Here is a 21,309-nt window from a genome sequence, read left to right as displayed (position 1 = left end):
ACCGTCGACGGAGACACCATGCCCCCCGAGGACTGGACCCAGACCCTGACCGCCGGACCGCTGCTCGCGATCGCCGCGGGCGCCGTCGCGCTCCTGCTGTTCCTCATCATCAAGCTCAAGCTCCACGCGTTCCTCGCGCTGATCCTCGTCAGCCTGCTCACGGCCGTCGTGGCCGGCATCCCCACGGGGTCGATCATCGAGGTGCTCACCGCGGGATTCGGCACCACGCTCGCCACGGTCGCGCTGCTCGTCGGTCTCGGCGCGATGCTCGGCCGGCTCGTCGAGACGAGCGGGGGCGCCCAGGTCATGGCCGACTTCCTCATCGGGAAGTTCGGCGAGAAGCGGGCGCCGTTCGCGCTCGGACTCGCGTCGCTCCTCTTCGGCTTCCCGATCTTCTTCGACGCCGGCCTCGTCGTCATGCTGCCCATCGTGTTCTCCGTGGGCCGCCGGCTGGGCGGCTCCCTCTTGCTCTACGGCCTGCCCGTGGCGGGTGCCTTCTCCGTCATGCACATCTACGTGCCGCCGCACCCCGGACCCGTTGCCGCGACCGAGTTCCTCGGCGCGAACGTCGGCATCGTCATCCTCCTGGGGCTCGTCGTCGCGATCCCCACCTGGTACGTGACGAGCTACCTGTTCGGCCGCTACGTCGGACGCCGCATCGAGCTGCCCATCCCCGCGATCCTGGGCGAGGCCGACGAGGACCAGCTCGAGAACCCGCCGAAGTTCGGCACCGTCGTCGCGATCCTCCTGCTCCCGCTCGTGCTGATCTTCGCCAACACCGGGCTCGACGCCCTGCGCGCCGCCGGCGCCGTCGACGCGGAGAACCCGGCGGTGCAGACGCTGCGCGCCATCGGCGCGACGCCGGTTGCGCTGCTCATCACGGTGCTCGTCGCCGCCTGGGTACTGGGCCGCCGTCGCGGCGTCTCCGGGACGGCGCTGGAGAAGACCCTCGACTCCGCGCTCGGCCCGGTGTGCTCGGTCATCCTCATCACCGGGGCCGGCGGCATGTTCGGGGGCGTGCTGCGCGCGACCGGCATCGGCGACGCGCTCGCCGACGTGCTCGGCGACCTGGGGCTGCCGGTCATCGTGGCCGGGTTCCTCATCGCGGCGATCCTGCGCGTCGCGCAGGGCTCCGCGACCGTCGCGCTGACCACTGCCGCCGGGCTCATCGCCCCCGCCGTGGAGGCGGGCGGCTTCAACGCGATCGAGCTCGCCGCGGTCGTCGTGTCGGTCGCCGCCGGGTCCGTGGTGCTCAGCCACGTCAACGACTCCGGATTCTGGCTCGTGGGCCGGTTCTTCGACATGGACGTCAAGACGACGCTCCGCACCTGGACGGTCATGGAGACGGCCATCGGCCTCATGGGCTTCGCCATCGCGGCGCTCGTCTTCGCCGTCGCCTGACGGCCCGCGCGCGGCTCACGCCGGGTCGTGCCGCGCGTGGAAGTCCCGCAGCGCGGCGCCGACCTCCTCGGGGCGCTCGAACGGCAACGAGTGGGTCGCGCCCGGCCAGACGCGGGCCTCGACGTCGGCGACGTTCTCCCGTGCGCGGGAGACGGCCGCGTCGGGGTCCGCGTTCACCGCGCTGTCCCCTGCCATCGCCGCCCAGACGGGCACGGCGAGAGCGCGGAGCCGGTCCGCCGTGAAGAGCGCCGGGAACGACCGCCGGGAGCGGTAGTGGCGGGTCCCCGCCGCGATCACGGCCGTCACCGGGTCGTCCGGGTCGATCCGGTCGGTCCCGCCGATGCGGGCCAGCGCGGCGTCGCGCCAGCGCTGCGGCAGGAAGGGCACGGTCGACGGGATCGACAGCAGCACCACCTGCCAGCGGATGCGCGAGAAGGTCTGCACGGGGTCGAGCAGGCTCAGCGACGCCACGCGTCCCGGGCGCCGCACCGCGAGGTTCGTCGCGCTCCACCCACCGAACGAGTGGCCGACGACGTGCACCCGGTCCGCGCCGATCCCGGCCAGGGCCTGGTCGATCCACGCGGCCTGGGCGTCCGGCGTCCGCAGCGGCGCAGTCTGCACGCTCAGCCCCGCGTCGCCGAGGGCGTCGACCGCGTAGACGGGACGCTCCTCGAGCAGTGCGGGGAGGTTCGTCCCCCACATGGGGACGGCCGCGCCCCAGCCCGGCAGGAGGAGCGCCGGGGTCCGGTCGTGCGTGCCGGCGACACCGGCCGACGGTGCGAAGCGGTACGCGCGGACGGTCCCGTAGTCCGTCGGAACGTCCCACGTGCGCTCCGGCGGCGGCAGCTCGGCCATCGCCACGCGGTAGGCGGACTCGAACGCTTCCCGGCCGGCGTCGTCGCGCCATCCTCCGATGCCGGACGTGCGGGCGCCGCGCAGAGCGGTCGTCTTCTCGGCCATGCGGCCACCGTCCCATCCCGCCCGTAGCAATGCAAGTGCATCGTAATGATCGGCGGCATGCGAGGATCGACCCGTGCCTCGCGACGTGGACCACGACCAGCGCCGCCGCGAGATCGTCGTCGCGGTGTGGACGATCGTCGCGCGCCGGGGCATCGAGGGCGTCACGCTGCGCGGGGTCGCCGCCGAGGCGGGCGTCTCCATGGGCCGGGTCCAGCACTACTTCGGCACCCGGGACGAGCTCGTGCGGCACGCGTGCCGCCTCATGGTCGAGGGCGCCCAGGCCGAGCACGCCGCGCAGGGCGAGGCGCTCCCGCCCGTCGAACGGCTGCGGCTGCTCGTCCACCGTGCCGTCCCGACGACTCCCGGCTTCACCCGGGGCGTCGCCGTCTGGACCGCTTTCCACGCGAAGAGCGTCGACGACCCCGAGATCGCGACGATCCTCGCCGACGCGCACCGGGGCGGCATCCTCGAGGGTGCGGCCCTCGTCGTGGAGGCTCGCGGACGGGGCGACCTGCCCGACGGCGAGGACGCCGACGCGCTCGCGCTGCGCCTCCTCGCCCTCGCCGAGGGCTACGGCGCGCGCGTGCTCGTCGGCAGCCTCGACGCCGCCGACGCCCTCGCGGCTCTGGACCGGGAGATCGGCCGGATCGGCGGGGCTCCCGACGCACGGTGAGGACCGCCCGGGCACGCGGCCCGGGCGGTCCTGCTGTGCGGGGCGTCAGCTCCGCTCGGTGAAGACCGAGGTGTAGGCCTCAGGGTCCGCGACCCAGGACTTCCGGCGGAAGCGCTGGAGCGACAGGCCGACGAGCGTGAGCAGCCCGGCCATCACGAGCAGCCCGAGGTCGCCGCCCGCACCGGTGGTGGCGAGGGCCGTCGGGGCCGACGCCATGACGGTCGAACCGCCGGTCGCGGCCGTCGCACCGTTCCCGGTGACCGGGTTCAGCACACGGGTCACGGTGCCGTCCGTGCCGTCCGAGGTCCCCGGGTCAACAGGGCCCGTCGGGTCCGTCGGGTCCGTCGGGTCCGTCGGGTCCGTCGGGTCGGTGGGGTCCGTCGGGTCCGTCGGGTCCGTCGGGTCCGTCGGCACGACGGCGGCCGTCGGGCACGCCGCCGAGGCGTCGCCCAGCAGACCGACACCCACGCCGCAGACCGTGACGGGGACCGTCACCGGCAGGTCGACGTCGAGGTCGGGCAGCGCGCCGAGCACGCCGTCGTCCCCGAGAACTCCGTCGAGCAGGCCGTCGTCGCCGAGCGCGCCGTCCAGCAGACCGTCGCTCGACGTACCACCGCCGAGCAGGTCGTCCACGAGGCCGTCCTCGCCGAGGACTCCGTCGAGGAGGTCGTCGTCCCCGCCGAGCACACCGTCACCCAGGAGACCGTCGCCGAGCAGGTCGTCGACGAGCCCGCCGTCGCCCAGGACGCCGTCGAGCAGGCCCGAGCCGTCGGACACGTCGTCGGAGCCGGCCCCGTCGCCGGAGCCCGCACCGGCGCCACCGCCGACCGTCGCGTCACCACCGACGCCGACCGCGACACCCGAGACGTCCACGGGGATGGTCACCGGCACGTCGACGTCCACGTCCGAGCCGGACCCCGCCGCACCGTCCTCGGTGCCGCCGGCCGGAACCGCCGGAGCGGCCTGAGCCGCCTGAGCCGGCGTGACCGCCGCGTCACCCAGGACGCCCACCGCGACACCGGACACGTCCACGGGGACCGTCACCGGCACGTCGACGTCCACGTCCGCCGCGTCCGCCGGGGCGGGCTCGGGGGCGGGGGCTGGTGCTGGTGCGGGCTCCGGGTCAGCGGCCGGCTCCACCGCGGCGTCGCCCAGGACGCCGACGGCGACACCCGACACGTCCACGGGGATCGTCACCGGGATGTCGACGTCCACGTCCGCCGGACCCGCCGGAGCGGGCTCCGGAGCGGGTGCCGGCTCGGCGGCCGGCGCGGGGGTCGAGGTCACGGTCGCGTCGCCGAGGGCGCCCACCGCGACGTCGGACACGGTCACGGGGACGTGCACGGGCACGTCCACCGACACGTCGGGCAGGACCTCGGTCACCTGGCTCAACGGAGCCTCGACCGACACGTCCAGCCCGAGGTCGCCGAGGAGGTCGCCCTCGGCTGCGTGGGCCGCTCCGGCCCCGACGACCACGAGGCCGCCTGTGACGAGCGCTGTGCGCAGCGCGCGCCGAACGAAGGTGTGCATGATCGTTCTCTCTCCTGCTCAGAAGGTGGTGGCGCACGACGGCGCCGGGTCGCGTCTGCCGCGCGGGGCGCAGCGGCGGACCACCTCAGGCAGGAGAGACGGGGACCTCGAAGAACGTCGAGGGGTGCTTCGACCGCGCGTCGTCGACGACGGCGGTCCAGGACGAGAGCGCGGGGGCGTCGGCACCGTGGCCGACCGCGGCGAGATCGCCGCCCGAACCGGCGCGCTGCGCGCTGCCGGAGGGGGCGGGAGTGGTGCCGAGCCCGCCGTCGGCGGGGATGCCGCCGGGTGCTGCGGGACCGCCCGCAGGCGCGACCGTACCCGGTGGCGCGTCGACCGCGGCGAGGGTGACCCCGCCGTCGGCTCCCGAGCGCGACGCACCGACGGACGCCGGCGGGCCCGCGCGATCCGCACCGGGCGGTGGCGCGGGCCGCAGCCCGTCGGCTGGGGAGGGCGGCGCCGAAGGTGTCGGAGCACCGAGGACGGGGTCGGGCGGATCAGAGCTGCCGGGGACGGACGGACCCGGTGCCTCCGAGCCCGTCCCGGGCGATTCGGGCAGCACGGGCGCGAGCGGGTCCAGCGGCGCGAGCGGCCCGGTGACGGGACCGAGCACCGGGTCGGTGATCGGTGCCAGGACGTCGAGGACCGGGGCCAGCGCCTCCAGGACGGGCGTCACCGGGTCGAGCGCCGGCGAGACGGTCTCGAGGACGGGGTTCACCACGGGTGCGACCGTCTCGACGACCGGCGTCACGGCCGGCACGACCGCGTCGAGGACGGGCGTGGTCACGGGCGCGACGGCGTCGGTCACGGGCTGCACGACGGGCGCCACCGGCGCCACGACCTGCTCGACCACGGGAGCGACCGGCTCGACCACCTGCTCCACCACCGGGGCGACAGGCCGCACGACCTCCTCGACCACGGGAGCGGCCGGGGTCACGACCTTCTCGACGACCGGGGCGACCGGCTGGACGACGGGGGCGACGACGTCACGCACGACCGGCTTCACGATCTCCTGCACGACCGGGTCGACGACGTTCTGGACCGTCGAGGTCACGGGAGACAGGGCCTTGCCGAGCCCGAGCGGGTCGTCCGCGGCGGACGCACCGCCCGCGGTCGCGACCGAGAGTGCGAACCCGACCCCGAGGCCGCCACCGGCCACGAGCGCGCGCACGAGCCAGCGACGGGCGGCGGGTGCGCGCCTGCCCTGCGCGTCGTGCGTCGCGTCCATCGTGTGCCCCGTGGGTCGTCGGTGCAGCGAAGGGCGGGGCCCGCAGGCCCGCCCGTGGTCACCGTAGGCACGCCCGTGCGGCGCTCACCACCGGGAGCGCCCGATTTCACCCGACGGTTGCCCCGAACACCAGGCCGAGGAGGTAGGTGGCCGCCGCCGCACCGAAGCCGATGGCGATCTGCCGCAGGGCGCGCGTCAGCGGCGAGGTCCCCGAGAGCAGGCCGACCGTGGCACCGGTCGCGAGGAGCGCGATCCCCACGAGGAGGGTGGCCACGCCCACGGCCACGAGGCCTGTGAGGCCGAAGAGGTAGGGCAGCACCGGGATGAGCGCACCCGACGCGAAGAACAGGAACGACGACACCGCCGCTCCCATCGCGGTGCCGTGCGTCTCGTGCTCCTCCGCGCTCGGCGGCGGTGCGATGACGGTCTGCTGCGTGTACGTCGCGAGGACGTCGGCGGCGTGCGCCTCGGCCTCGCCCGGCGCCATGCCGCGTGCCCGGTAGACGAGCGCGAGCTCGTTGGCGTCGACGTCGAGGTCGGGGAGCGCGGCCGACGCCTGGGGGCTGGGCGTCGAGGCGTCCAGGAGCTCGCGCTGCGAGCGCACCGACACGTACTCCCCCGCGCCCATGGACAGCGCGCCCGCGAGCAGGCCCGCGAGGCCGGAGAGCAGGACCGTGCTGTTCGACGCTCCCGACGCGCCGATGCCGAGGATCAGCGCGAGGTTGGAGACGAGCCCGTCGTTCGCACCGAACACCGCGGCGCGGAACGTTCCCGACATCCGGTTGCGCCCGCGCGTCGCGAGCCCCCGCACGACCTCCTCGTGGATCCGCTCGTCCGCGGCCATCGTGGGCGTCGCGTCGGCGTCGGTCTCGTACGTCGAGCGCGCCTCGGCGCGCTGCGCGAGCGCGAGGACGAACACGCCGCCGAAGCGGCGTGCGAGCCAGCCGAGGGTCCGCGTGCGCCAGTCGCCCGGCAGGGGCTTGCCGACGTCGTCGCCGAGCAGGTCGAGCCAGTGCTGCTCGTGCCGCTTCTCCGCCTCCGCGAGCGCGAGGAGGATGTCGCGCTCCTCCCCGCCGCGTCGGCTCGCGAGGTCCCGGTACACCGCCGCCTCGGCCCGCTCGTCGGCGAGGAAGCGGCGCCACCGCCGGATCTCCTGCGGTGTCGGGCGACGCGTGGCGGTGTCGGGCACGTCGGGCGTCGACCCGCGCGGCTCGCCCGCAGGCGCGCCGGAGCCGGTCTCGGGTGAGGGGGACATGCCTCCATGATGGCGATTTTCGGCCTCTCCGTGTTTCGCGGCACCGAAGTCGCGGCGTCGCGGACCCGCGACCGCCCGTTCCGTACGGCCGCGTCCGAGGCCGCGCCGGACGACGGCGGCGCGGGTGCGTGGTTGGATCGGGAGCATGACCACTGGAGAGAACGAGCTGTCCCGCCCCGAGGTCGACGCCCCGGAGGGCCCCGCGCCCACCGAGCTCGTCGTCGAGGACATCACCGTCGGCGACGGCCCCGAGGCCACGCCGGGCGCGACCGTGAACGTGCACTACCTCGGCGTCGAGTACGAGACCGGCGAGGAGTTCGACGCCTCGTGGAACCGCGGGCAGTCGATCAACTTCCCCCTGCGCAGCCTCATCGCGGGCTGGCAGCAGGGCATCCCCGGCATGAAGGTCGGCGGGCGGCGCAAGCTCGTCGTGCCGCCCGAGCTCGCCTACGGCCCCGCGGGCGGCGGCCACCGCCTGTCGGGCAAGACGCTGATCTTCGTCATCGACCTCCTCGGCGTGTCCTGACCGACCCGTCGACGAGCAGAGGGCCCCGGTCGTCGACCGGGGCCCTCGTGCTCTCCGCCCCGCCGAGGTAGAACCGCGGTCGCGCGAGGTAGAACCCTGGTGGGCCGGGGTAGAACCGTGGTTGCTTCTTGCCCGACGGCGCGTGGCTGGGTGGGGTGGTCGGGGTGTGTGGTGGTGCCGCGTCTACCATCCGCCGCTCGTTCCTCGCGGCTCCCGCCAGGCCCGACCACGACGCGGCACCACCACCCACCCCGACCGGCTTCGTCTCACCCCGGTCTGTGCACGCCTCCGGCGACTGCCCGCGGGCGGCCTCGGGGCGCGCGACCCGGCCGGCGCCGGAGCCGCGGCCCTCGGTGGCCCGACCGCAGCGGGTCACCGCCCGCCGTCGGACATCAGGAAGCACGCGACGACCGACCGCAGCGGGCGGCCGGTCGTCGTCGGGCACGACCACGGTTCTACCTCGGGTAACCACGGTTCTACCTCGCGCGACCGCGGTTCTGCCTCGGGCGATCAGGGTTCTAGCTCGCCCGGCCGGTGCAGGAGGCGAGGGTGGCGTCCTGCTCGGTGGGGACGACGGCCGGCGTCGGGGACGCGGCCGGGGCCGGCGCAGCAGCGACGGTCGCCGTCCTCTCCCGGCGGGACGCGCGGAGGCGGACCACGGTGTCGACGAGGACGCCGAGCAGGATCCCGCCGACGACACCCACGACGACGGCGAGGAGCGGGCTGTCACCGATCCACGCCGCGGCGAGCGTGCCGATGAGGACCGAGTAGGTCGCCCACGCCGCCGAGGCCACGGCGGAGAGCGCCATGAAGCGGCGGCGCGAGAACCCGACGGCGCCCGCGGTGACGTTGACCGCCGTCCGCCCGACGGGAACGAACCGGGCACCCAGGACGACGGACGCACCACGTCGGTCGAGCGACCGCGTCGCCCACGCGACGGCCCGTCGACCGCGCGAGCCACGCAGCGCCGGCAGCGCCCGCGTGCCGAGCGCCCGCCCGAGCGTGAAGGCGAGCTGGTCGCCGCACCACGCACCGAGCGCGGCGACGAGCAGCACGAGCCCCCAGGCCACGCCCCCGCCGGACTGCGCCCCCACCGCGAGCATCACGATCACGGTCTCGCCGGGGATCGGCGGGAAGAACCCGTCGCCCGCGGTCGTCGCGAAGAGCGTCGGCAACGCCCACACGGAGTCGACGAGCGCGAGCAGCCACGCCTCGACCTGTCCCCACAGCTCCACGACCCACGCGACCATGCGTCCCAGCCTCGACCGCGTGCACGTCCCGCACCATGGGGTATCCCCCCGGTTCCTCCCTGAGGCGACCCCGACCGGTCGCCTGCGGACGGGTGGTCCCACGACCCTCCGGTCCGGGGGACAATGTGGCTCGACGCATTCGCCTCCCCGCGCCGCAGCCGGCGGGCGGGGACGTCCGTGATCGAGGAGCGCTGTGATCACTGTCAGCACCGACGGCTCGTGCCTGAGCAACCCGGGCGGCGCCATCGGGTGGGCGTGGATCAACCACGACGGCACGTTCGACTCCGGCGGCGCCGTGAGCGGGACCAACCAGGTCGCCGAGCTCACCGCGCTGCTCCAGGCCGTCCGCGCGCACCCCGGCGCGGAGCCCCTGCTCATCGAGTCCGACTCGCAGTACGCGATCAAGTGCGCGTCCGAGTGGGTCGTCGCGTGGAAGCGCAAGGGGTGGCGCACCGCGGGCGGCCAGCCCGTCAAGAACCTGGAGCTCGTCCAGGCGATCGACCGTGTCATCACCGAGCGCGCCGGGCCCGTCCGGTTCCGCTGGGTGCGCGGCCACGTCGGCGACCCGTTCAACGAGCGCGCCGACCAGCTCGCCGGGCTCGCCGCCCAGGACTGGGCCGCGGGGCGCGGCGACCTCGACGGGACGCTCGTGCCCGAGCTGGGCGACCCGACGCGACGGGGTGGCCGCGTGCCAGCCGGCGCGCCGACGTCGACGGCCACCGCTCCGAGCCAGTCGCCCGCGCCCGCCACGAAGCAGGCGGAACCCGCGTGGGACATGGACACCCTGTTCGACTGAGGCGGCGCGGACGTCGCGCATCATGGGTCCGTGACACGTACCCCCGCCGCCCTCGTCCGTGAGTTCTTCGCCGTCGTCCGCTCGGGCGACGCCCCAGGGCGCGCGGGCGAGTTCCTCGCACCGCTCGTCGCGGCGCACCAGGTGACGTCCGAGGCGCCCACGACGGTGCACCGGACGCCCGCACAGTACGCCGAGCACGTCGAGGAGATGCTCGCCGCGTACGGGCGGTTCGCCCTGACGGTCGACGAGCTGCTCGCCGACGGTGATCGCGTGTACGTGCGCTGGACCCAGCGTGGCCGCCACGTCGGCGAGGTGGACGGCCACGCCCCCACCGGGGCGGAGGTCGTGCAGGTCGCGAGCTGCGTCTACCGCGTCGCGGACGACCGCGTGGTGGAGTACTGGATGCAGATCGACCGCGCCGGTCTCGCGGTACAGCTCGGTGTGGAGCGCGGTCCCGCCGGACCGTCGGCGGCGGGTGCGACGATGGTCCGGTGACCGTCCTGCCGAGCACGGGCCCCGGGCCCGCCGAGCCCGCGGTCGGCGACCTCCCGGGACCGGTCGCGCAGCCCGGCGAGACGCTCGTCCGCCGGGTGCGGTCCGAGCGCCCCCTCGACCTGCAGCTCACGCTCGACCGGCTCTCCCGCGGACCCTACGACCCGACGTTCCGGCGCACGCCGTCCGGCGACGTGTGGCGCACGACGCGGATGCCCGCCGGGCCCACGACGTGCCGCCTCGTGCAGACCGGGCCGCGCGACGTCGTCGGGCACGCCTGGGGTCCGGGTGCCGAGGAGGCGCTCGACGCCCTTCCGCACCTGCTCGGCGAACGCGACGACGACTCCGGCTTCACCCCGCCCCCGCCGCTGCGCGACGCGCACCGGCGCAGCCCCGGGCTGCGCGTCCCCCGCACCGGGCGCGTGCTGGAGGCGCTCGTGCCGGCGATCCTCGAGCAGCGCGTGCAGACTGTCGCGGCGTGGCGCTCGTGGGGCTGGCTCCTGCGCCGGTACGGCGAGCGCGCGCCCGGCCCCGCGGGCGACGCCGGGATGCTCGTCGTGCCCGACGCCGCGACGTGGGCACGCGTCCCGTCGTGGGACTGGCACCGGGCGAACGTCGACCCGGGCCGGGCGCGGACCGTCGTCGCGGCCGCGCGCGTCGCCCGCCGCCTGGAGGAGTGCGGGGCGCTGCTCGACGCCCAGGGTGCCGCCGCCGCGCACGCCCGGCTCCGGGCCGTGCCGGGCGTCGGCGTGTGGACCGCGGCCGAGGTCGCGCAGCGCGCCCTCGGCGATGCCGACGCCGTGTCCGTCGGCGACTACCACCTGGCGAAGGCGGTCGGCTGGGCGCTCGTCGGAGAGCGCGTCGACGACGACCGCATGCTCGAGCTCCTCGCGCCCTACGCGCCGCACCGCTACCGCGTCGTGCGACTCCTGGAGATCTCGGGCAGGGGCCACGCCCCGCGGCGCGGCCCCCGCCTCTCGATCCAGGACCACCGGCACCACTGACCCGGCCGACGGCCCCGGGTCAGAGCGTGATCGTCATCCCGTGCTGCTCGAACCCGACGGTGAGACGGTCCACGACGCACAGGGCGGCCCGGTCCCGCGCGGTCGTGCGGATCCCCGCCTCGCGCTCCCAGGCCTCACGGCCCTCGAGGCAGAGCTCGCCCGGGAGGGCGAACGGCTGGTCCGGGTCGGTCGCCCGAGCCATCGCCGCGAGCGCTTCCTCCTGCCCGGGCAGGTCGAGCGTCGCCGGCGTGACGGTCAGCCGCTCCGGTCCGGCCGTCGCGGGACCGGAGCCGTCCCACGTCGCGACGCACTCCGCCGCGAAGCAGGCTCCGCCGACCCCCCCGTTCCCGTCGCCGTCGGACGAGAGCACGCCGTACAGCTCCGGGACCGTGCCCGACGCGACGTCGAGCGTGAGCGCCCAGAGCGAGGAGCCCGCGAACGTGACGTCGGCGTGGGTGAACTCCGCTCCGGTCTCGACCCGCGACAGCAGCACGGGCACGGTCCACTCGCGCACGTCGCCCGCCGTGGCGAAGGGCTCCTGCAGCAGGAGGGAGAGGTCGGGCTCCCCCAGCCGCTGCATGCTGCCGAGCACGAGCGCCCGGCCCTCGTCGGGGCTGACGAGCACCGCCGACCCGGTCTCCGGGACGGTCCACACGGGTGCGGGGGCCGCGGGCGCGTCCACGAGGGACGCGAGCGCGACGTCGTCCCCGGAGTAGACGTCGATCCGCCCCGCGGACCCGCCCGTCCCCGGGGCGACCGCGAGGAGGAACCGCTCGCCGTCCGCCCACGACCCGAGCCCGGTGTCGACGACCGTGCGGCCGTCCGCACGCTCGTACGTACGGGCGCCGGGGTCCATGAGCTGCACGCCCTCGATCGGGGTGAGGTCGGGAGCGGCGGGCGCCGAGGACGCCGCCGCCGTCAGCGCCGGAACCTGATCCGCGTCGCGCAGCGCCGGGACCCCGACGGTCCCGCCGACGACGAGCGCCGCCGCGAGGCCCGCGCCGGTCACGGCGTTCCGTGCCCGGCGCCGGTGCCCGGCGCGTCGCACGATCCCGAGCGCCTGCTCACCGGAGACCGGGGCGCCGGGGACCGCCGTCCCGGCGAGGCCGCGCAGCCTGCTCCCGTACTCGTCTTCCGTGCTCATCCCTGCTCCCCCTCCATGGCTGTGTCCACCGACCGGCGGTCGGTGTCGTGGCTGCGCAGATCCCCCAGGATCGTGCGGAGCCGGGCGATCCCTCGCGCGGACGCGGACTTCACCGTGCCCACCGGCACGCCGAGCTCCGCCGCGGTCTCGGCCTCGCTGAGGTCGAGCAGGTGCCGCAGCACCACGACCCGGCGCTGCCTGACGGGGAGCTGCCGCAGGGCACGCACGAGCTCGTCGCGCACCCCCAGCTCGTCGCTCGCGTCACCGCGGGCGCCGAGCCCGGCGTGCACCGCCTCCTCCGTGAGCAGCACGGTCGGCCGCGCCCTGCGCCACGAGTCGATCCGCGCGTTCGAGAGCACGCGCCGCGCGTACATCGCCGGGTCGCCGGCGCGTGCCCGCGACCAGGAGCGGTACGTGCGCTCGAGGGTCGTCTGCAGGAGCTCCTCCGCCCGGTACCGGTCCCCGGCGAGGAACAGCGCGAGGCGGTGGAGCCCCTGCCCGTGCCGGTCGACGAAGGCGACGAACTCCGCGTCGCGGTCCGCCTTGGTGACGACGACGTCGATGCATCCCCCTGGCGACGCATCCACCTCGTCGAACCCCACCTCTGCGGCCGTCACGTGCGCTCGCCCTCCGTCGTCCGGCTGCGCACGGGTTCTTCCGTGCACGCCTCTTCACACGCGACGGCCCGCCGGGAGGTTCCATCGCGCCGAGAACTCGTCGCTCGTCGTCGCCCGACGTGTCGGCCACGACGCACGACGGCCCGGTACCGGAGGGTTCCGGTACCGGGCCGTCGGGCGGTCCGTGCGGTGCGGGGCCGGGCTCGCGCCCGGCCCGGACGGTCGGTGCTCACTCGGGGAGAGCGCACGTCCCGTCCACGCAGACGGCGGCGTCGTCGGCGCCCACGAGCGTGAGCGCGGGTGCGGGCTCACGGTGCGGGGCCGCGGCGTCGGCGGCGCTCACGCTCATGAGCGTGGTGCGTCGCGGGTTGGCGATGGAGTGGTACAGGTTCGTGGCGGTGTCGGTCATCTGAGGCCTCCTCGTGGGATTCACGGGCGCCGGTGCGCGTGTGGAGCCGGCGGCGGTGCGGGCTGCGTCCCAGTCTCGGTGATACCGAGTCGCAGGTCTACCGCACCGGATGTGAGATACGTCGCTCTCCGAACCTCGTCTCGCAGAGCGGGACGCGGTCAGGCGGCGTCGCGTTCGGCGACGGCCTGCTGCAGCACCTGGACGAACACCGCCGGGTCCTGCGCGCCCGAGACCCCGTACCGGCCGTCGACCACGAAGAACGGCACCCCGTTGATGCCGTAGGCGCGCGCCTGGTCGATGTCCGCCTGCACGTCCTCGGCGTAGCGGCCGTCCTCGAGGGCCGCGACGACCTCGGCACGGTCGAGCCCGACCTCGGCCGCGAGGTCCGCGAGGTCCTGGACCCGGCCGACGTGCTTGCCCTCCTCGAAGTACGCCTTGAGGAGGCGCTCCTTCGTCTCGACCTGCTTGCCGTGCGCCTTCGCGTGGTGCAGCAGCTCGTGGGCGGTGAGGGTCTTCGTGTGCTTGAGCGCGTCGAAGTCGTAGCTCAGGCCCTCGGCGGCGGCGAGCTGCGTCATCTGGGCGAGCATCTGCTCGACCTGCGCGGCCGGCATGCCCTTGTGGCCCGCGAGGAAGTCCACCTCGGTGCCGTCGAAGTCGACGGGAGTGTCCGGCGCGAGCTCGAACGAGTGGTACTCGATCTCGACCTGCGGCCCGTCACCCGCCTCCGCGAGCCGGCCGAGCGCCGTCTCGAGGCGCCGCTTGCCGACGTAGCACCAGGGGCACGCGACGTCGGACCAGATGTCGATCTTCACCGTGGGGGCCGACGCGTCCGTCGCGACGGGGCTGTTCGTGGTCATGTGACAGTTCAACCATCTGGACGACCGCACGATTCCCTCGCGAGCCGGCGTCAGCGCGTGACGTGCGCCGCACGGTAGAGGTCCTGCAGCACCATGATCTCGGCGCCGTGGTGGATCAGCTCGCGGTTCATGTGCGCCACGAGGTGGGCGAACGGCGCCTGCGCGTCGATCTCCGTCGCCTGGCTCAGCCCGACCGTGAACGCGCCCTCGTCCGGGAGCCCGTCGACGCCTGCCCGCCACCGGTCCACCTCGTGCCGCAGGCCGGCGACCGCCGGCCCGACCTCGCCCGAGAACGTCACCGCGTCCCGACGGCGCTCGTGGGGACCGAACGTCCACTCCCACCGCTCGAAGAACGCCTCGGTGAGGTGTGCGACGAGCCACGCGATCGTCCGCGGCTGCGGCGAGTCCGGTCCCTCGGGCCACTCCATCACCCAGTCGCCGACGCCGAGCGTGCGGGGCGTGCGCTCGGTGCCCCGCCGCACGACGCGCAGCGCGTCCGGCCCCGGCTCCCACTCGAGCTCCGCCTGGGTCAGCGTCGCGAGCCGTTCCGCGACCTCGAGCCACGAGAACCCGAGCTGGCCGCGCACGACCGCGAGCGTCGTCGGGACCGTGAGGACCGACCAGTCGAAGTCCGGGCTCCCGTACGCGACCTGCCCGTCCGCCGTCTCGTGCACCATGACGCCCTCCTCCAGGTCCGCGGCAGCGCTGCCGCCCGGGCTCGTCGGGCACGGGCGTTCCTGGTCGCCGACGGTACCCGCCGCCCCCGACACGTGCCCGCGCGACAATGGTCCCGACCGTCCTTCCTCCCCACCCCCCCGGAGCCCTCGTGCGCGTCCGCCCCCGCACCGTCCTGCTCGTCGCGACCGGGATCGCCGTCGTCCTGCTCGGCGCCCTCGTCGTGTTCCTCGCGATCAACGGGGTCGACGGCATCCCCGACTGAACCCGCGCCGACGCGCGCTCCCGGCCGCGCGGGGTGATCCTGCTGGAGGACCCCGTCAGGAAGGCCGACCCGTGACCACGAACGACACCTCCCCCGACCCGCAGCTCGTCCTCGTGCGCCACGGCGAGACGGAGTGGAGCGCGAGCGGGCGGCACACCGGGCGCTCCGACATCCCGCTCACGGTCGCCGGCGAGCATCAGGCGGTCGCCGCGGGCGTGTGGCTGCAGGCCTGGGCCGATCGTCGGGGACGGCGTCCCGCGGCCGTCGTCTCCAGCCCGCGCCAGCGCGCACGACGCACCGCCGACCTCGCCGGGTTCCCCGAGGCGGCGACCGACGACGACCTCGCCGAGTGGGACTACGGGCCGGTCGAGGGCATGACGGCGGTCGCGGTGGGCGAGCAGCTCGGGCACGAGTGGCTGATCTTCCGGGACGGCGTGAACGTCCTCGCGGCCGCGAACGGGCACCGCGGCGAGGAGCTGGCCGAGGTCGCCGCCCGGGCGGGTCGCGCGCTGGACCGCGTGGAGCCGACGCTCCGGGGCGGTCAGGACGTCGTGCTGTTCGCCCACGGTCACCTGCTCCGCGTCCTCGCGACCGTGTGGCTCGGGGTCGACCCGGGCCTCGGCGCGCGGTTCGAGCTCGGCACGGCGGCGATCTGCCTGCTCGGGTACGGGCACGGGCTGCGGACGGTCGAGGGCTGGAACCTCTCGGCGCCCGTCTGAGCGCACGACCGGACGCAGGCACCCGTCAGTGCCGTCGCCCGCCCGGACGCCCCTCCCGGCGCGGGGCCCGAGGTGGCACGATGCTCCCCATGGGTCTGAGCGAGAAGCACCTCACCGAGGGCGAGCACGTCGTCATGGAGCTCAAGGAGCACGCGAAGGCCCTGTTCTGGCCGTTCGTGCTGCTGGTCGCGCTCGTGGCAGCCGTCGTCGTGACGGTCGTGCTCGTCCCGGACGATGTCGTGCGCTGGGTGGTCGCGGGCCTCGCGCTCGTCGCGGCTGTCGTCTGGGTCCTCGTGCCGTGGCTGCGGTGGCGCACCACCGAGTACACGGTGACGAACAAGCGCATCGCGATGCGCTCGGGGATCATCACGCGCACCGGGCGCGACATCCCGCTCTACCGCATCAACGACGTCAACTACGAGAAGGGCCCGATCGACCGGATCTTCGGGTGCGGGACGCTCGTCATCTCCGACGCGACGGACAAGCCGGGCCTGAACCTCCACGACGTGCCCGACGTCGAGGACGTGCAGGTCCGCCTCCACGACCTGCTCTTCACCGCCGACGACGGCTCCGACGACGGCGAGTGGCCCCCGAACGAGCCCCCGCGCGGCCCCCGCTCGCCTCGCATCCCGCGCGCGGAGCGCTGACGGCTCAGTCCTCGATGCCCTGCCCGACCGCGATCTCGGCGCGGGCCAGCATCTCGTCCGTCAGCGCGACGTCGCCCTCGAGGTGGGCGACGATGAGGCGGCGCGCGACGTCCACCGCGCGCTCGGGGTCCGCGCCGCGCGCGTTCCACGCCCCGAACCAGTCGGCGAGGGTCACGCCGTGCTCGGGCCGGTAGCACACCGTCACCGCGTCCCCCGCGCGCAGCTCGCCGTTGCGCACGACCCGCAGGTACGCGCCCGTCCTGTTCGCGGTGGTGAAGCGCTTGACCCACCTGTCCTCGCCGAGCCGGCGCGCGAACGTCGAGCACGGTGTACGGGGCTGGGTGACCTCGAGCAGCGCGGTACCGACGGACCACCGCTCCCCCACGACGGCCTCGCTCACGGGGATGCCTCGCACACGCAGGTTCTCGCCGAACAGGCCGGGCGGGATCTCGCGCTCGAGCTGCCCGACCCACCAGTCCGCGTCGTCTTGCCCGTACGCGTACACGGCCTGCTCCTCGCCGCCGTGGTTCGCCCGGTCGGCCTGGAGGTCGGCGTAGAGCCCGAGCCGGCGCACCTTCACGGGCCCGTCGACGGGCCGCTTGTCGATCGCCGTGACGCCGACGGGGCCAGCGTCGGGCAGGAGCGCGTGCACGCGGCACACGGCGAGGACCTCCCCCGTCGGCGCGCTCGACGCGAGGTCCGTGGCGAGGTCGGTCGCCGGGGTCGCGACGGGGTGCGAGGTGGGGGCTGAGGGCGCTGCGGGGGACATTCCTCGATTCTCGCAGCGCGGGGGCCGCCGAGCACGGGCATACCGCGGCGGGGGGCGGGACGGTCGGCGCCCCGAGCCGGACGGGCAGGGCGGGGACCAAGGTCACGGGACGTGTCCTCGCCCGCCCGGGTAGCGTCGGCGGCATGAGCGCCGCCCGACCGTCCCGCTGGGAGCAGAAGACCACCGCCGACCCGTCGCACTCCACGTGGTACGTCGAACGGTTCCGGGCCATGGCGGCGCGCGGCGCCGACCTCGCGGGCGAGGCCCGGCTGGTCGACGCGATGCTCCCCCGCGGCTCGCGGGTGCTGGACGCCGGGTGCGGGCCGGGCCGGGTCGGGGCGGAGCTGTTCGCCCGCGGCCACGCGGTCGTCGGGGTCGACGTCGACCCGGTGCTCGTCGAGGCGGCGCGCACCGACCACCCGGGCCCCGACTGGCGCGTCGGCGACCTCGCGGACCTCGACCTGCCCGCCGAGGGCGTCACCGCGCCGTTCGACGCGATCGTGTGCGCGGGGAACGTCATGACGTTCCTCGCCCCGGGAACCGAGGTCGAGGTGCTGCGCCGCTTCCGCGCGCACCTCGCGCCCGGCGGTCGGGCCGTCGTCGGCTTCGGCGCCGGGCGGGGCTACGCGCCCGAGCGGTTCCTCGCCGACGCCGACGAGGCCGGGTTGCACCTCGACGTCGCGCTCGCCACGTGGGACCTGCGCCCGTGGTCCGCGGACGCCGACTTCCTCGTGGCGGTCCTGTCCGCGCCCGAGGGCGCCACCGGCTGAGCGACGCGGACGGGCCGGCCGTCAGGCGGGATGGAACGTGAACGTCACGACCCCGGCGGACGTGCCCGGCTCACCCTCCACGTCGTCGACGTGGAGCATGCCCGCGCCGTGCAGGTCGATCGCGTCCCCGAGGTCGACCCGCAGGACGTCCTCGCCGCGGGGCGAGCGGACCGCGATCTGCGCGAGCGCGCGTCCGGCACCGACCCCGATGCGCATCACCCCCACCCGTACGTCGGCGAACGACGCCTGCGCCCCCTGGGGGACGCGGGCCCTGCGCAGCTCGTCGTCCATGCGTCAGCCTCCCGTGTAGACGGAGTCGAAGTTGTCCTTGTACTCCTGCTCGGTGAGCCAGAGGTCGCCGACCTTCTGCTCGCCGTCCAGCATGCCGCCGCCGGGTCCCCACGGGTTGACGACGTGGATCTTCAGCTCGCCGTCGACCTCCTTGACCTCGGTGACGACGTACGCGTGGTTGGGGACGATCCGGCTGTCGTCGACCTCGTCCTCCCAGAACCAGAACGCGTCGTCGTCCTCCGTCCCCACGGCCACCGGCCCGTCCTGGAGCCGGTCCTGGATGTCGGAGAGGCTGAGCTCGCCCGACCGCTCGGCCGGGCGGCCGGTGATGGCCTCGAACGCGTCGTCGGAGTGCCCGCCGTCGATGTCCTGGTAGTCGCCGCCGAAGTACTCGGCCGCCGCCTTCTCGTAGATCGACACCCAGTTCGGCGCGCCGTCCTGGCCGCCGACGCCGTTCTCCGGGACGGTCGGCTCGACGACGATCTCGACCGGCTCGCCGTCCTCGTACATCGTCACCGTGTACGTGCCGTCGTCGTTGAGCCGGATGTGCTCGCGCAGGAACTCCGGGTCGGTCGTGGTGACGGCACCGAGCCCGGCGAGGAACCAGCAGTCCCCGACCTGGCCCTGGTTGATGTCGTGGATCGAGAAGTCCTCGTTCTCGAGGTCGATCGGCGGGACGTCCTCGTAGTCGCCGAGGTCGTCGGTGAGGCCGGGGTCGCCGGGCCGGTCGCCGTCCTCGCCCGGCGTGCCGCGGTCGCCGCCGCCCCCGCCTCCGCCGGGGCCGCCCCCGCCCGGACCGCCGGTGCCGTCGGTGCTCGCGACCTCCTGCTGGTCCGCCTGGCGCACGACGGCGGTCGCGGCGTCCCCGAGGACCGCGCCCACCGCCGCGACGGCCGGGCCGTGCGACGTGGACCACTCCCCGCGCAGCGCGTCGCCGTCCGGCCCCTCCCAGGGGCTCGACGTCACCAGCGCGTCGAGCTCGCCCCGCAGCGTCGCCAGCCGGTCGGCGGCCTCCGACAGCCGCTGCCCGAGCCGTCGCAGCTCCGCGACGTCCGCGCCGTACATCCCGCTCATGTCTCCCCCTCGCCCGCAGGTCGCCGTGACGGTACCGCCGTCGCCGCGCCGCGGCCATGGGCTGCCCTCCCCATGCCGCGGCGGGCCGCGCGCCGGGGCCCCGCTGGTAGCGTCCCCCGCGGACGACGCGCTCGACGAGCCGAGGGGGACCATGACGGAGCGATCCACGACACGACACCGCGGCGCCGGGGCGACGACGCGGGCCGCACGGGCGGTGCTCGCGCTGGGCGCCCTCGCCACGCTCGCCGCGTGCGGCGGCGACGCCGAGCCGACGGAGCCGCCGCCCGCCCCGGACGCCGTCGCCGCCTACGAGCAGGCACGGCAGGACGTCCTCGCCGCCGTCCAGGACGTCTACGGCGCGGACGGCTGGACCGTGGACGACGGCCCCGGCGCGCAGGAGCAGCCGGACGGGCGCTGCGTCGTCTTCCTCCCCGACGCCAAGCTCAGGGAGGAGGTCGCGGACCCGTACGACCTGCTCGCGGACGTCCCCGACGTGATCGCCCCGGTGCTCGCCGAGCACGGCCTCGGCGAGCCGTCGGACGTCGTGTATCCCGAGCACGGCGGGTCTGCGTACGTCGAGACGGAGGACGCCGCGGGGTGGTCGGTACGCGTCACCGTCGACGGCGACCTGGTGCGCCTCGACGCCTCCGGGCCGGTCGACCTCGACCCGTGCGACGCGGCCGGGCTGCCGGAGGTCGGCTGAGCCGTGCCGTCGTACCGCGTGACCCTCGCCGTGGGTCTGCTGCACCCGGGCGCCGACCCCGAGGCCGTGCTCCCGGCCGCCGCCGAGGCGGCCCGCGCCTTGACCACGGTCGAGGCGTACGACGTCAGTGTCGTGCGGGGCGAGGCGCGCGTCACCGTCCGGTTCCTCGCAGACACGGACGCGTCCGCGCACGCGGTCGCCGACGCGGTCGAGACCGGCGTGCGCGCGCACGCCGCGACGTCGGGCGGTCGGCTCACCCGCAGGTGGGGAGCCCGCTGGCACCCCGCCTGACCACGTGCCGGCGCCCGGGGCGACGTGGGCGCGGGACCACCGTCGCCGCGTCGGTACAGTGGGCGCGCATGAGCGCCGTCGGCACCGAGATCACCGAGGACCGCGTGCGCGAGGCGCTGCGCGAGCAGCATCCCGACCTGGCGGGGCTGCCGCTCCGCGAGGTCGCGGGCGGGTGGGGCAACCAGATGTGGCGGCTCGGCGACGACCTGGCCGTGCGGGTGCAGCGCATGGACCCGACGCCGGAGCTCCAGCTCAAGGAGCGGCGGTGGCTGCCCGTCCTCGCCCCGACCCTGCCCCTCCCCGTCCCCGTCCCCGTGCGGCACGGCGAGCCGTCCGCACCCCTCGCGCGGCACTGGACGGTCATGACCTGGGTGCCCGGCGAGCCGCTCGACCACGGCACGATCACCCGGGGCGCGTACGCCGCCGACGCGCTGGCGGGCTTCCTCCGCGCCCTGCACGTCCCGGCGCCCGCCGACGCGCCCGCGTCCACGGACCGGGGCGCCCACCCCCGCGACGCCACGGACGGCTTCGAGGGGTTCCTCCGCGCCGTCGCGCCCGAGGACGCCGCCGCCGTCCGGTCCGTCTGGGCCGACGCCGTCGCGGCCCCGGAGTGGGAGGGGCCGCCCGTGTGGGTGCACGGGGACCTGCACCCCGCGAACGTCGTCGTCGCGGACGGGACGCTCGCGGGCGTCGTCGACTTCGGCGACCTGTTCGCGGGCGACCCGGCGTGGGACATCGCCGCCGCATGGGTGCTGCTGCCCGCCGGCGCCGCCGCGCGGTTCGTCGACGCCTACGCGCGTGCCGACGAGGCGACGGTCCGGCGCGCCCGTGGTCTCGCGGCGCTCAAGTCCCTCTTCCTCCTGCTCATGGGGCAGAACGGGGACCGCGGGCTGCCCGGCGGCAAGGCCCACTGGGGGCCCGCGGGGCGTGCGGCGCTCGACCGCGTCCTGGCGGGCTGACGGC

Annotated in this window: 25 protein-coding genes; 12 read left to right on the top strand and 13 right to left on the bottom strand. The window is 75.4% G+C overall.

What is annotated here, in order from left to right; all coding sequences use genetic code 11:
* Window positions 1-18: 18 nt before the first annotated feature.
* Window positions 19-1,401, top strand: a complete 1,383-nt coding sequence (locus FIC82_RS04385; RefSeq protein ID WP_154797708.1) for a GntP family permease — start codon at window positions 19-21, stop codon at window positions 1,399-1,401.
* 15 nt (window positions 1,402-1,416) lie between these two features.
* Here FIC82_RS04385 and FIC82_RS04380 read toward each other — a convergent pair whose 3' ends face one another.
* Window positions 1,417-2,361: an alpha/beta fold hydrolase gene (locus FIC82_RS04380; RefSeq protein ID WP_154797707.1), complete on the bottom strand. Its 945-nt coding sequence runs from the start codon at window positions 2,359-2,361 to the stop codon at window positions 1,417-1,419.
* Between the two features lie 73 nt (window positions 2,362-2,434).
* Between FIC82_RS04380 and FIC82_RS04375 the strand changes: the two genes are divergently transcribed.
* Entirely contained in the window at window positions 2,435-3,034 is a 600-nt protein-coding gene (locus FIC82_RS04375) for a TetR/AcrR family transcriptional regulator (RefSeq protein WP_154797706.1), read from the top strand.
* 45 nt (window positions 3,035-3,079) lie between these two features.
* Here FIC82_RS04375 and FIC82_RS04370 read toward each other — a convergent pair whose 3' ends face one another.
* From FIC82_RS04370 to FIC82_RS04360, 3 genes are all read right to left on the bottom strand, one after another.
* Window positions 3,080-4,564, bottom strand: a complete 1,485-nt coding sequence (locus FIC82_RS04370; protein WP_168731484.1) for a hypothetical protein — start codon at window positions 4,562-4,564, stop codon at window positions 3,080-3,082.
* An 85-nt stretch (window positions 4,565-4,649) separates the two neighbouring features.
* Window positions 4,650-5,792: a hypothetical protein gene (locus FIC82_RS04365; protein ID WP_154797705.1), complete on the bottom strand. Its 1,143-nt coding sequence runs from the start codon at window positions 5,790-5,792 to the stop codon at window positions 4,650-4,652.
* Between the two features lie 106 nt (window positions 5,793-5,898).
* Window positions 5,899-7,047 carry a VIT1/CCC1 transporter family protein gene (locus FIC82_RS04360; protein ID WP_154797704.1) on the bottom strand — a complete coding sequence of 383 codons (1,149 nt, stop codon included), beginning with the start codon at window positions 7,045-7,047 and terminating at the stop codon, window positions 5,899-5,901.
* Window positions 7,048-7,192: 145 nt separating this feature from the next.
* Between FIC82_RS04360 and FIC82_RS04355 the strand changes: the two genes are divergently transcribed.
* Window positions 7,193-7,573, top strand: a complete 381-nt coding sequence (locus tag FIC82_RS04355; RefSeq protein ID WP_087470098.1) for an FKBP-type peptidyl-prolyl cis-trans isomerase — start codon at window positions 7,193-7,195, stop codon at window positions 7,571-7,573.
* 518 nt (window positions 7,574-8,091) lie between these two features.
* Here the strand turns inward: FIC82_RS04355 and FIC82_RS04350 are convergent.
* A complete protein-coding gene (locus FIC82_RS04350; RefSeq protein WP_168731483.1) occupies window positions 8,092-8,823 on the bottom strand; it encodes a DedA family protein in 732 nt (243 codons plus the stop codon).
* A 193-nt stretch (window positions 8,824-9,016) separates the two neighbouring features.
* Between FIC82_RS04350 and FIC82_RS04345 the strand changes: the two genes are divergently transcribed.
* Genes FIC82_RS04345 through FIC82_RS04335 form a run of 3 tightly spaced genes read left to right on the top strand, consistent with a single transcriptional unit; the run spans window position 9,017 to window position 11,115 of the window.
* On the top strand, window positions 9,017-9,619 hold the full coding sequence (locus FIC82_RS04345; protein WP_168731482.1) for a ribonuclease H family protein: 603 nt from the start codon (window positions 9,017-9,019) through the stop codon (window positions 9,617-9,619).
* Between the two features lie 30 nt (window positions 9,620-9,649).
* Complete coding sequence (locus FIC82_RS04340) at window positions 9,650-10,114, top strand: ester cyclase (protein ID WP_168731481.1); 465 nt, start codon at window positions 9,650-9,652, stop codon at window positions 10,112-10,114.
* Window positions 10,111-11,115, top strand: a complete 1,005-nt coding sequence (locus tag FIC82_RS04335; protein ID WP_253691442.1) for a DNA-3-methyladenine glycosylase family protein — start codon at window positions 10,111-10,113, stop codon at window positions 11,113-11,115. Before FIC82_RS04340 ends, FIC82_RS04335 begins: the two co-directional genes overlap by 4 nt.
* A 19-nt stretch (window positions 11,116-11,134) precedes the next feature.
* Here the strand turns inward: FIC82_RS04335 and FIC82_RS04330 are convergent, their stop codons facing one another.
* The 5 genes from FIC82_RS04330 to FIC82_RS04310 all read right to left on the bottom strand — a co-directional run bounded on the left by FIC82_RS04330 (window position 11,135) and on the right by FIC82_RS04310 (window position 14,819).
* Window positions 11,135-12,259 carry a hypothetical protein gene (locus tag FIC82_RS04330; protein ID WP_154797702.1) on the bottom strand — a complete coding sequence of 375 codons (1,125 nt, stop codon included), beginning with the start codon at window positions 12,257-12,259 and terminating at the stop codon, window positions 11,135-11,137.
* A complete protein-coding gene (locus tag FIC82_RS04325) occupies window positions 12,256-12,876 on the bottom strand; it encodes a SigE family RNA polymerase sigma factor (RefSeq protein ID WP_253691440.1) in 621 nt (206 codons plus the stop codon). The genes FIC82_RS04330 and FIC82_RS04325 overlap by 4 nt, the downstream gene beginning before the upstream one ends.
* A 229-nt stretch (window positions 12,877-13,105) precedes the next feature.
* On the bottom strand, window positions 13,106-13,285 hold the full coding sequence (locus FIC82_RS04320; protein WP_154797701.1) for a hypothetical protein: 180 nt from the start codon (window positions 13,283-13,285) through the stop codon (window positions 13,106-13,108).
* Window positions 13,286-13,443: 158 nt separating this feature from the next.
* Window positions 13,444-14,142, bottom strand: a complete 699-nt coding sequence (locus FIC82_RS04315; protein WP_154797700.1) for a DsbA family oxidoreductase — start codon at window positions 14,140-14,142, stop codon at window positions 13,444-13,446.
* A gap of 50 nt (window positions 14,143-14,192) precedes the next feature.
* Window positions 14,193-14,819, bottom strand: coding sequence for a DinB family protein (locus tag FIC82_RS04310; RefSeq protein ID WP_154797699.1), 627 nt, complete (start codon window positions 14,817-14,819; stop codon window positions 14,193-14,195).
* Window positions 14,820-15,153: 334 nt separating this feature from the next.
* Here FIC82_RS04310 and FIC82_RS04305 point away from each other — a divergent pair, with 334 nt between their 5' ends.
* Both FIC82_RS04305 and FIC82_RS04300 read left to right on the top strand, forming a co-directional pair.
* The gene (locus FIC82_RS04305) at window positions 15,154-15,801 is read left to right on the top strand and encodes a histidine phosphatase family protein (protein WP_168731480.1); all 648 of its coding nucleotides are present in this window, start codon (window positions 15,154-15,156) and stop codon (window positions 15,799-15,801) included.
* Window positions 15,802-15,890: 89 nt separating this feature from the next.
* On the top strand, window positions 15,891-16,448 hold the full coding sequence (locus tag FIC82_RS04300) for a PH domain-containing protein (RefSeq protein ID WP_154797697.1): 558 nt from the start codon (window positions 15,891-15,893) through the stop codon (window positions 16,446-16,448).
* Window positions 16,449-16,452: 4 nt separating this feature from the next.
* Here the strand turns inward: FIC82_RS04300 and FIC82_RS04295 are convergent, their stop codons facing one another.
* Complete coding sequence (locus tag FIC82_RS04295) at window positions 16,453-17,217, bottom strand: MOSC domain-containing protein (RefSeq protein WP_154797696.1); 765 nt, start codon at window positions 17,215-17,217, stop codon at window positions 16,453-16,455.
* A 143-nt stretch (window positions 17,218-17,360) separates the two neighbouring features.
* Here FIC82_RS04295 and FIC82_RS04290 point away from each other — a divergent pair, with 143 nt between their 5' ends.
* Window positions 17,361-17,987 (top strand): class I SAM-dependent methyltransferase, encoded by a 627-nt coding sequence (locus FIC82_RS04290; protein ID WP_154797695.1) that lies wholly within the window; start codon window positions 17,361-17,363, stop codon window positions 17,985-17,987.
* Between the two features lie 21 nt (window positions 17,988-18,008).
* Here FIC82_RS04290 and FIC82_RS04285 read toward each other — a convergent pair whose 3' ends face one another.
* A complete protein-coding gene (locus tag FIC82_RS04285; protein WP_154797694.1) occupies window positions 18,009-18,278 on the bottom strand; it encodes a hypothetical protein in 270 nt (89 codons plus the stop codon).
* A gap of 3 nt (window positions 18,279-18,281) precedes the next feature.
* On the bottom strand, window positions 18,282-19,352 hold the full coding sequence (locus FIC82_RS04280) for a C2 family cysteine protease (RefSeq protein ID WP_154797693.1): 1,071 nt from the start codon (window positions 19,350-19,352) through the stop codon (window positions 18,282-18,284).
* A 151-nt stretch (window positions 19,353-19,503) separates the two neighbouring features.
* On the opposite strand from FIC82_RS04280, the gene FIC82_RS04275 reads away from it, so the two are divergent.
* From FIC82_RS04275 to FIC82_RS04265, 3 genes are all read left to right on the top strand, one after another.
* On the top strand, window positions 19,504-20,055 hold the full coding sequence (locus tag FIC82_RS04275) for a hypothetical protein (protein WP_154797692.1): 552 nt from the start codon (window positions 19,504-19,506) through the stop codon (window positions 20,053-20,055).
* Between the two features lie 3 nt (window positions 20,056-20,058).
* The gene (locus FIC82_RS04270) at window positions 20,059-20,346 is read left to right on the top strand and encodes a hypothetical protein (RefSeq protein ID WP_168731479.1); all 288 of its coding nucleotides are present in this window, start codon (window positions 20,059-20,061) and stop codon (window positions 20,344-20,346) included.
* 68 nt (window positions 20,347-20,414) lie between these two features.
* Window positions 20,415-21,305: a phosphotransferase gene (locus FIC82_RS04265; protein WP_154797691.1), complete on the top strand. Its 891-nt coding sequence runs from the start codon at window positions 20,415-20,417 to the stop codon at window positions 21,303-21,305.
* Window positions 21,306-21,309: the final 4 nt, after the last annotated feature.

This window comes from Cellulosimicrobium protaetiae (genome assembly GCF_009708005.2).
Taxonomy (GTDB): Bacteria; Actinomycetota; Actinomycetes; order Actinomycetales; family Cellulomonadaceae; genus Cellulosimicrobium; species Cellulosimicrobium protaetiae.
The sequence above is the reverse complement of the archived record's forward strand: the minus strand, read 5'-3'. Positions and strand labels throughout refer to the sequence as shown.

What these genes read in the sequence shown, in the direction of transcription:
- FIC82_RS04300 (WP_154797697.1), top strand. Translation starts at nt 15,891, where the DNA reads ATGGGTCTGAGCGAGAAGCACCTCACCGAGGGCGAGCACGTCGTCATG.
- FIC82_RS04315 (WP_154797700.1), bottom strand. Translation starts at nt 14,142, where the DNA reads ATGACCACGAACAGCCCCGTCGCGACGGACGCGTCGGCCCCCACGGTG.
- FIC82_RS04320 (WP_154797701.1), bottom strand. Translation starts at nt 13,285, where the DNA reads ATGACCGACACCGCCACGAACCTGTACCACTCCATCGCCAACCCGCGA.
- FIC82_RS04355 (WP_087470098.1), top strand. Translation starts at nt 7,193, where the DNA reads ATGACCACTGGAGAGAACGAGCTGTCCCGCCCCGAGGTCGACGCCCCG.
- FIC82_RS04370 (WP_168731484.1), bottom strand. Translation starts at nt 4,564, where the DNA reads ATGCACACCTTCGTTCGGCGCGCGCTGCGCACAGCGCTCGTCACAGGC.
- FIC82_RS04350 (WP_168731483.1), bottom strand. Translation starts at nt 8,823, where the DNA reads ATGGTCGCGTGGGTCGTGGAGCTGTGGGGACAGGTCGAGGCGTGGCTG.
- FIC82_RS04285 (WP_154797694.1), bottom strand. Translation starts at nt 18,278, where the DNA reads ATGGACGACGAGCTGCGCAGGGCCCGCGTCCCCCAGGGGGCGCAGGCG.
- FIC82_RS04330 (WP_154797702.1), bottom strand. Translation starts at nt 12,259, where the DNA reads ATGAGCACGGAAGACGAGTACGGGAGCAGGCTGCGCGGCCTCGCCGGG.
- FIC82_RS04385 (WP_154797708.1), top strand. Translation starts at nt 19, where the DNA reads ATGCCCCCCGAGGACTGGACCCAGACCCTGACCGCCGGACCGCTGCTC.
- FIC82_RS04365 (WP_154797705.1), bottom strand. Translation starts at nt 5,792, where the DNA reads ATGGACGCGACGCACGACGCGCAGGGCAGGCGCGCACCCGCCGCCCGT.
- FIC82_RS04290 (WP_154797695.1), top strand. Translation starts at nt 17,361, where the DNA reads ATGAGCGCCGCCCGACCGTCCCGCTGGGAGCAGAAGACCACCGCCGAC.
- FIC82_RS04310 (WP_154797699.1), bottom strand. Translation starts at nt 14,819, where the DNA reads ATGGTGCACGAGACGGCGGACGGGCAGGTCGCGTACGGGAGCCCGGAC.
- FIC82_RS04265 (WP_154797691.1), top strand. Translation starts at nt 20,415, where the DNA reads ATGAGCGCCGTCGGCACCGAGATCACCGAGGACCGCGTGCGCGAGGCG.
- FIC82_RS04280 (WP_154797693.1), bottom strand. Translation starts at nt 19,352, where the DNA reads ATGAGCGGGATGTACGGCGCGGACGTCGCGGAGCTGCGACGGCTCGGG.
- FIC82_RS04275 (WP_154797692.1), top strand. Translation starts at nt 19,504, where the DNA reads ATGACGGAGCGATCCACGACACGACACCGCGGCGCCGGGGCGACGACG.
- FIC82_RS04295 (WP_154797696.1), bottom strand. Translation starts at nt 17,217, where the DNA reads ATGTCCCCCGCAGCGCCCTCAGCCCCCACCTCGCACCCCGTCGCGACC.
- FIC82_RS04380 (WP_154797707.1), bottom strand. Translation starts at nt 2,361, where the DNA reads ATGGCCGAGAAGACGACCGCTCTGCGCGGCGCCCGCACGTCCGGCATC.
- FIC82_RS04360 (WP_154797704.1), bottom strand. Translation starts at nt 7,047, where the DNA reads ATGTCCCCCTCACCCGAGACCGGCTCCGGCGCGCCTGCGGGCGAGCCG.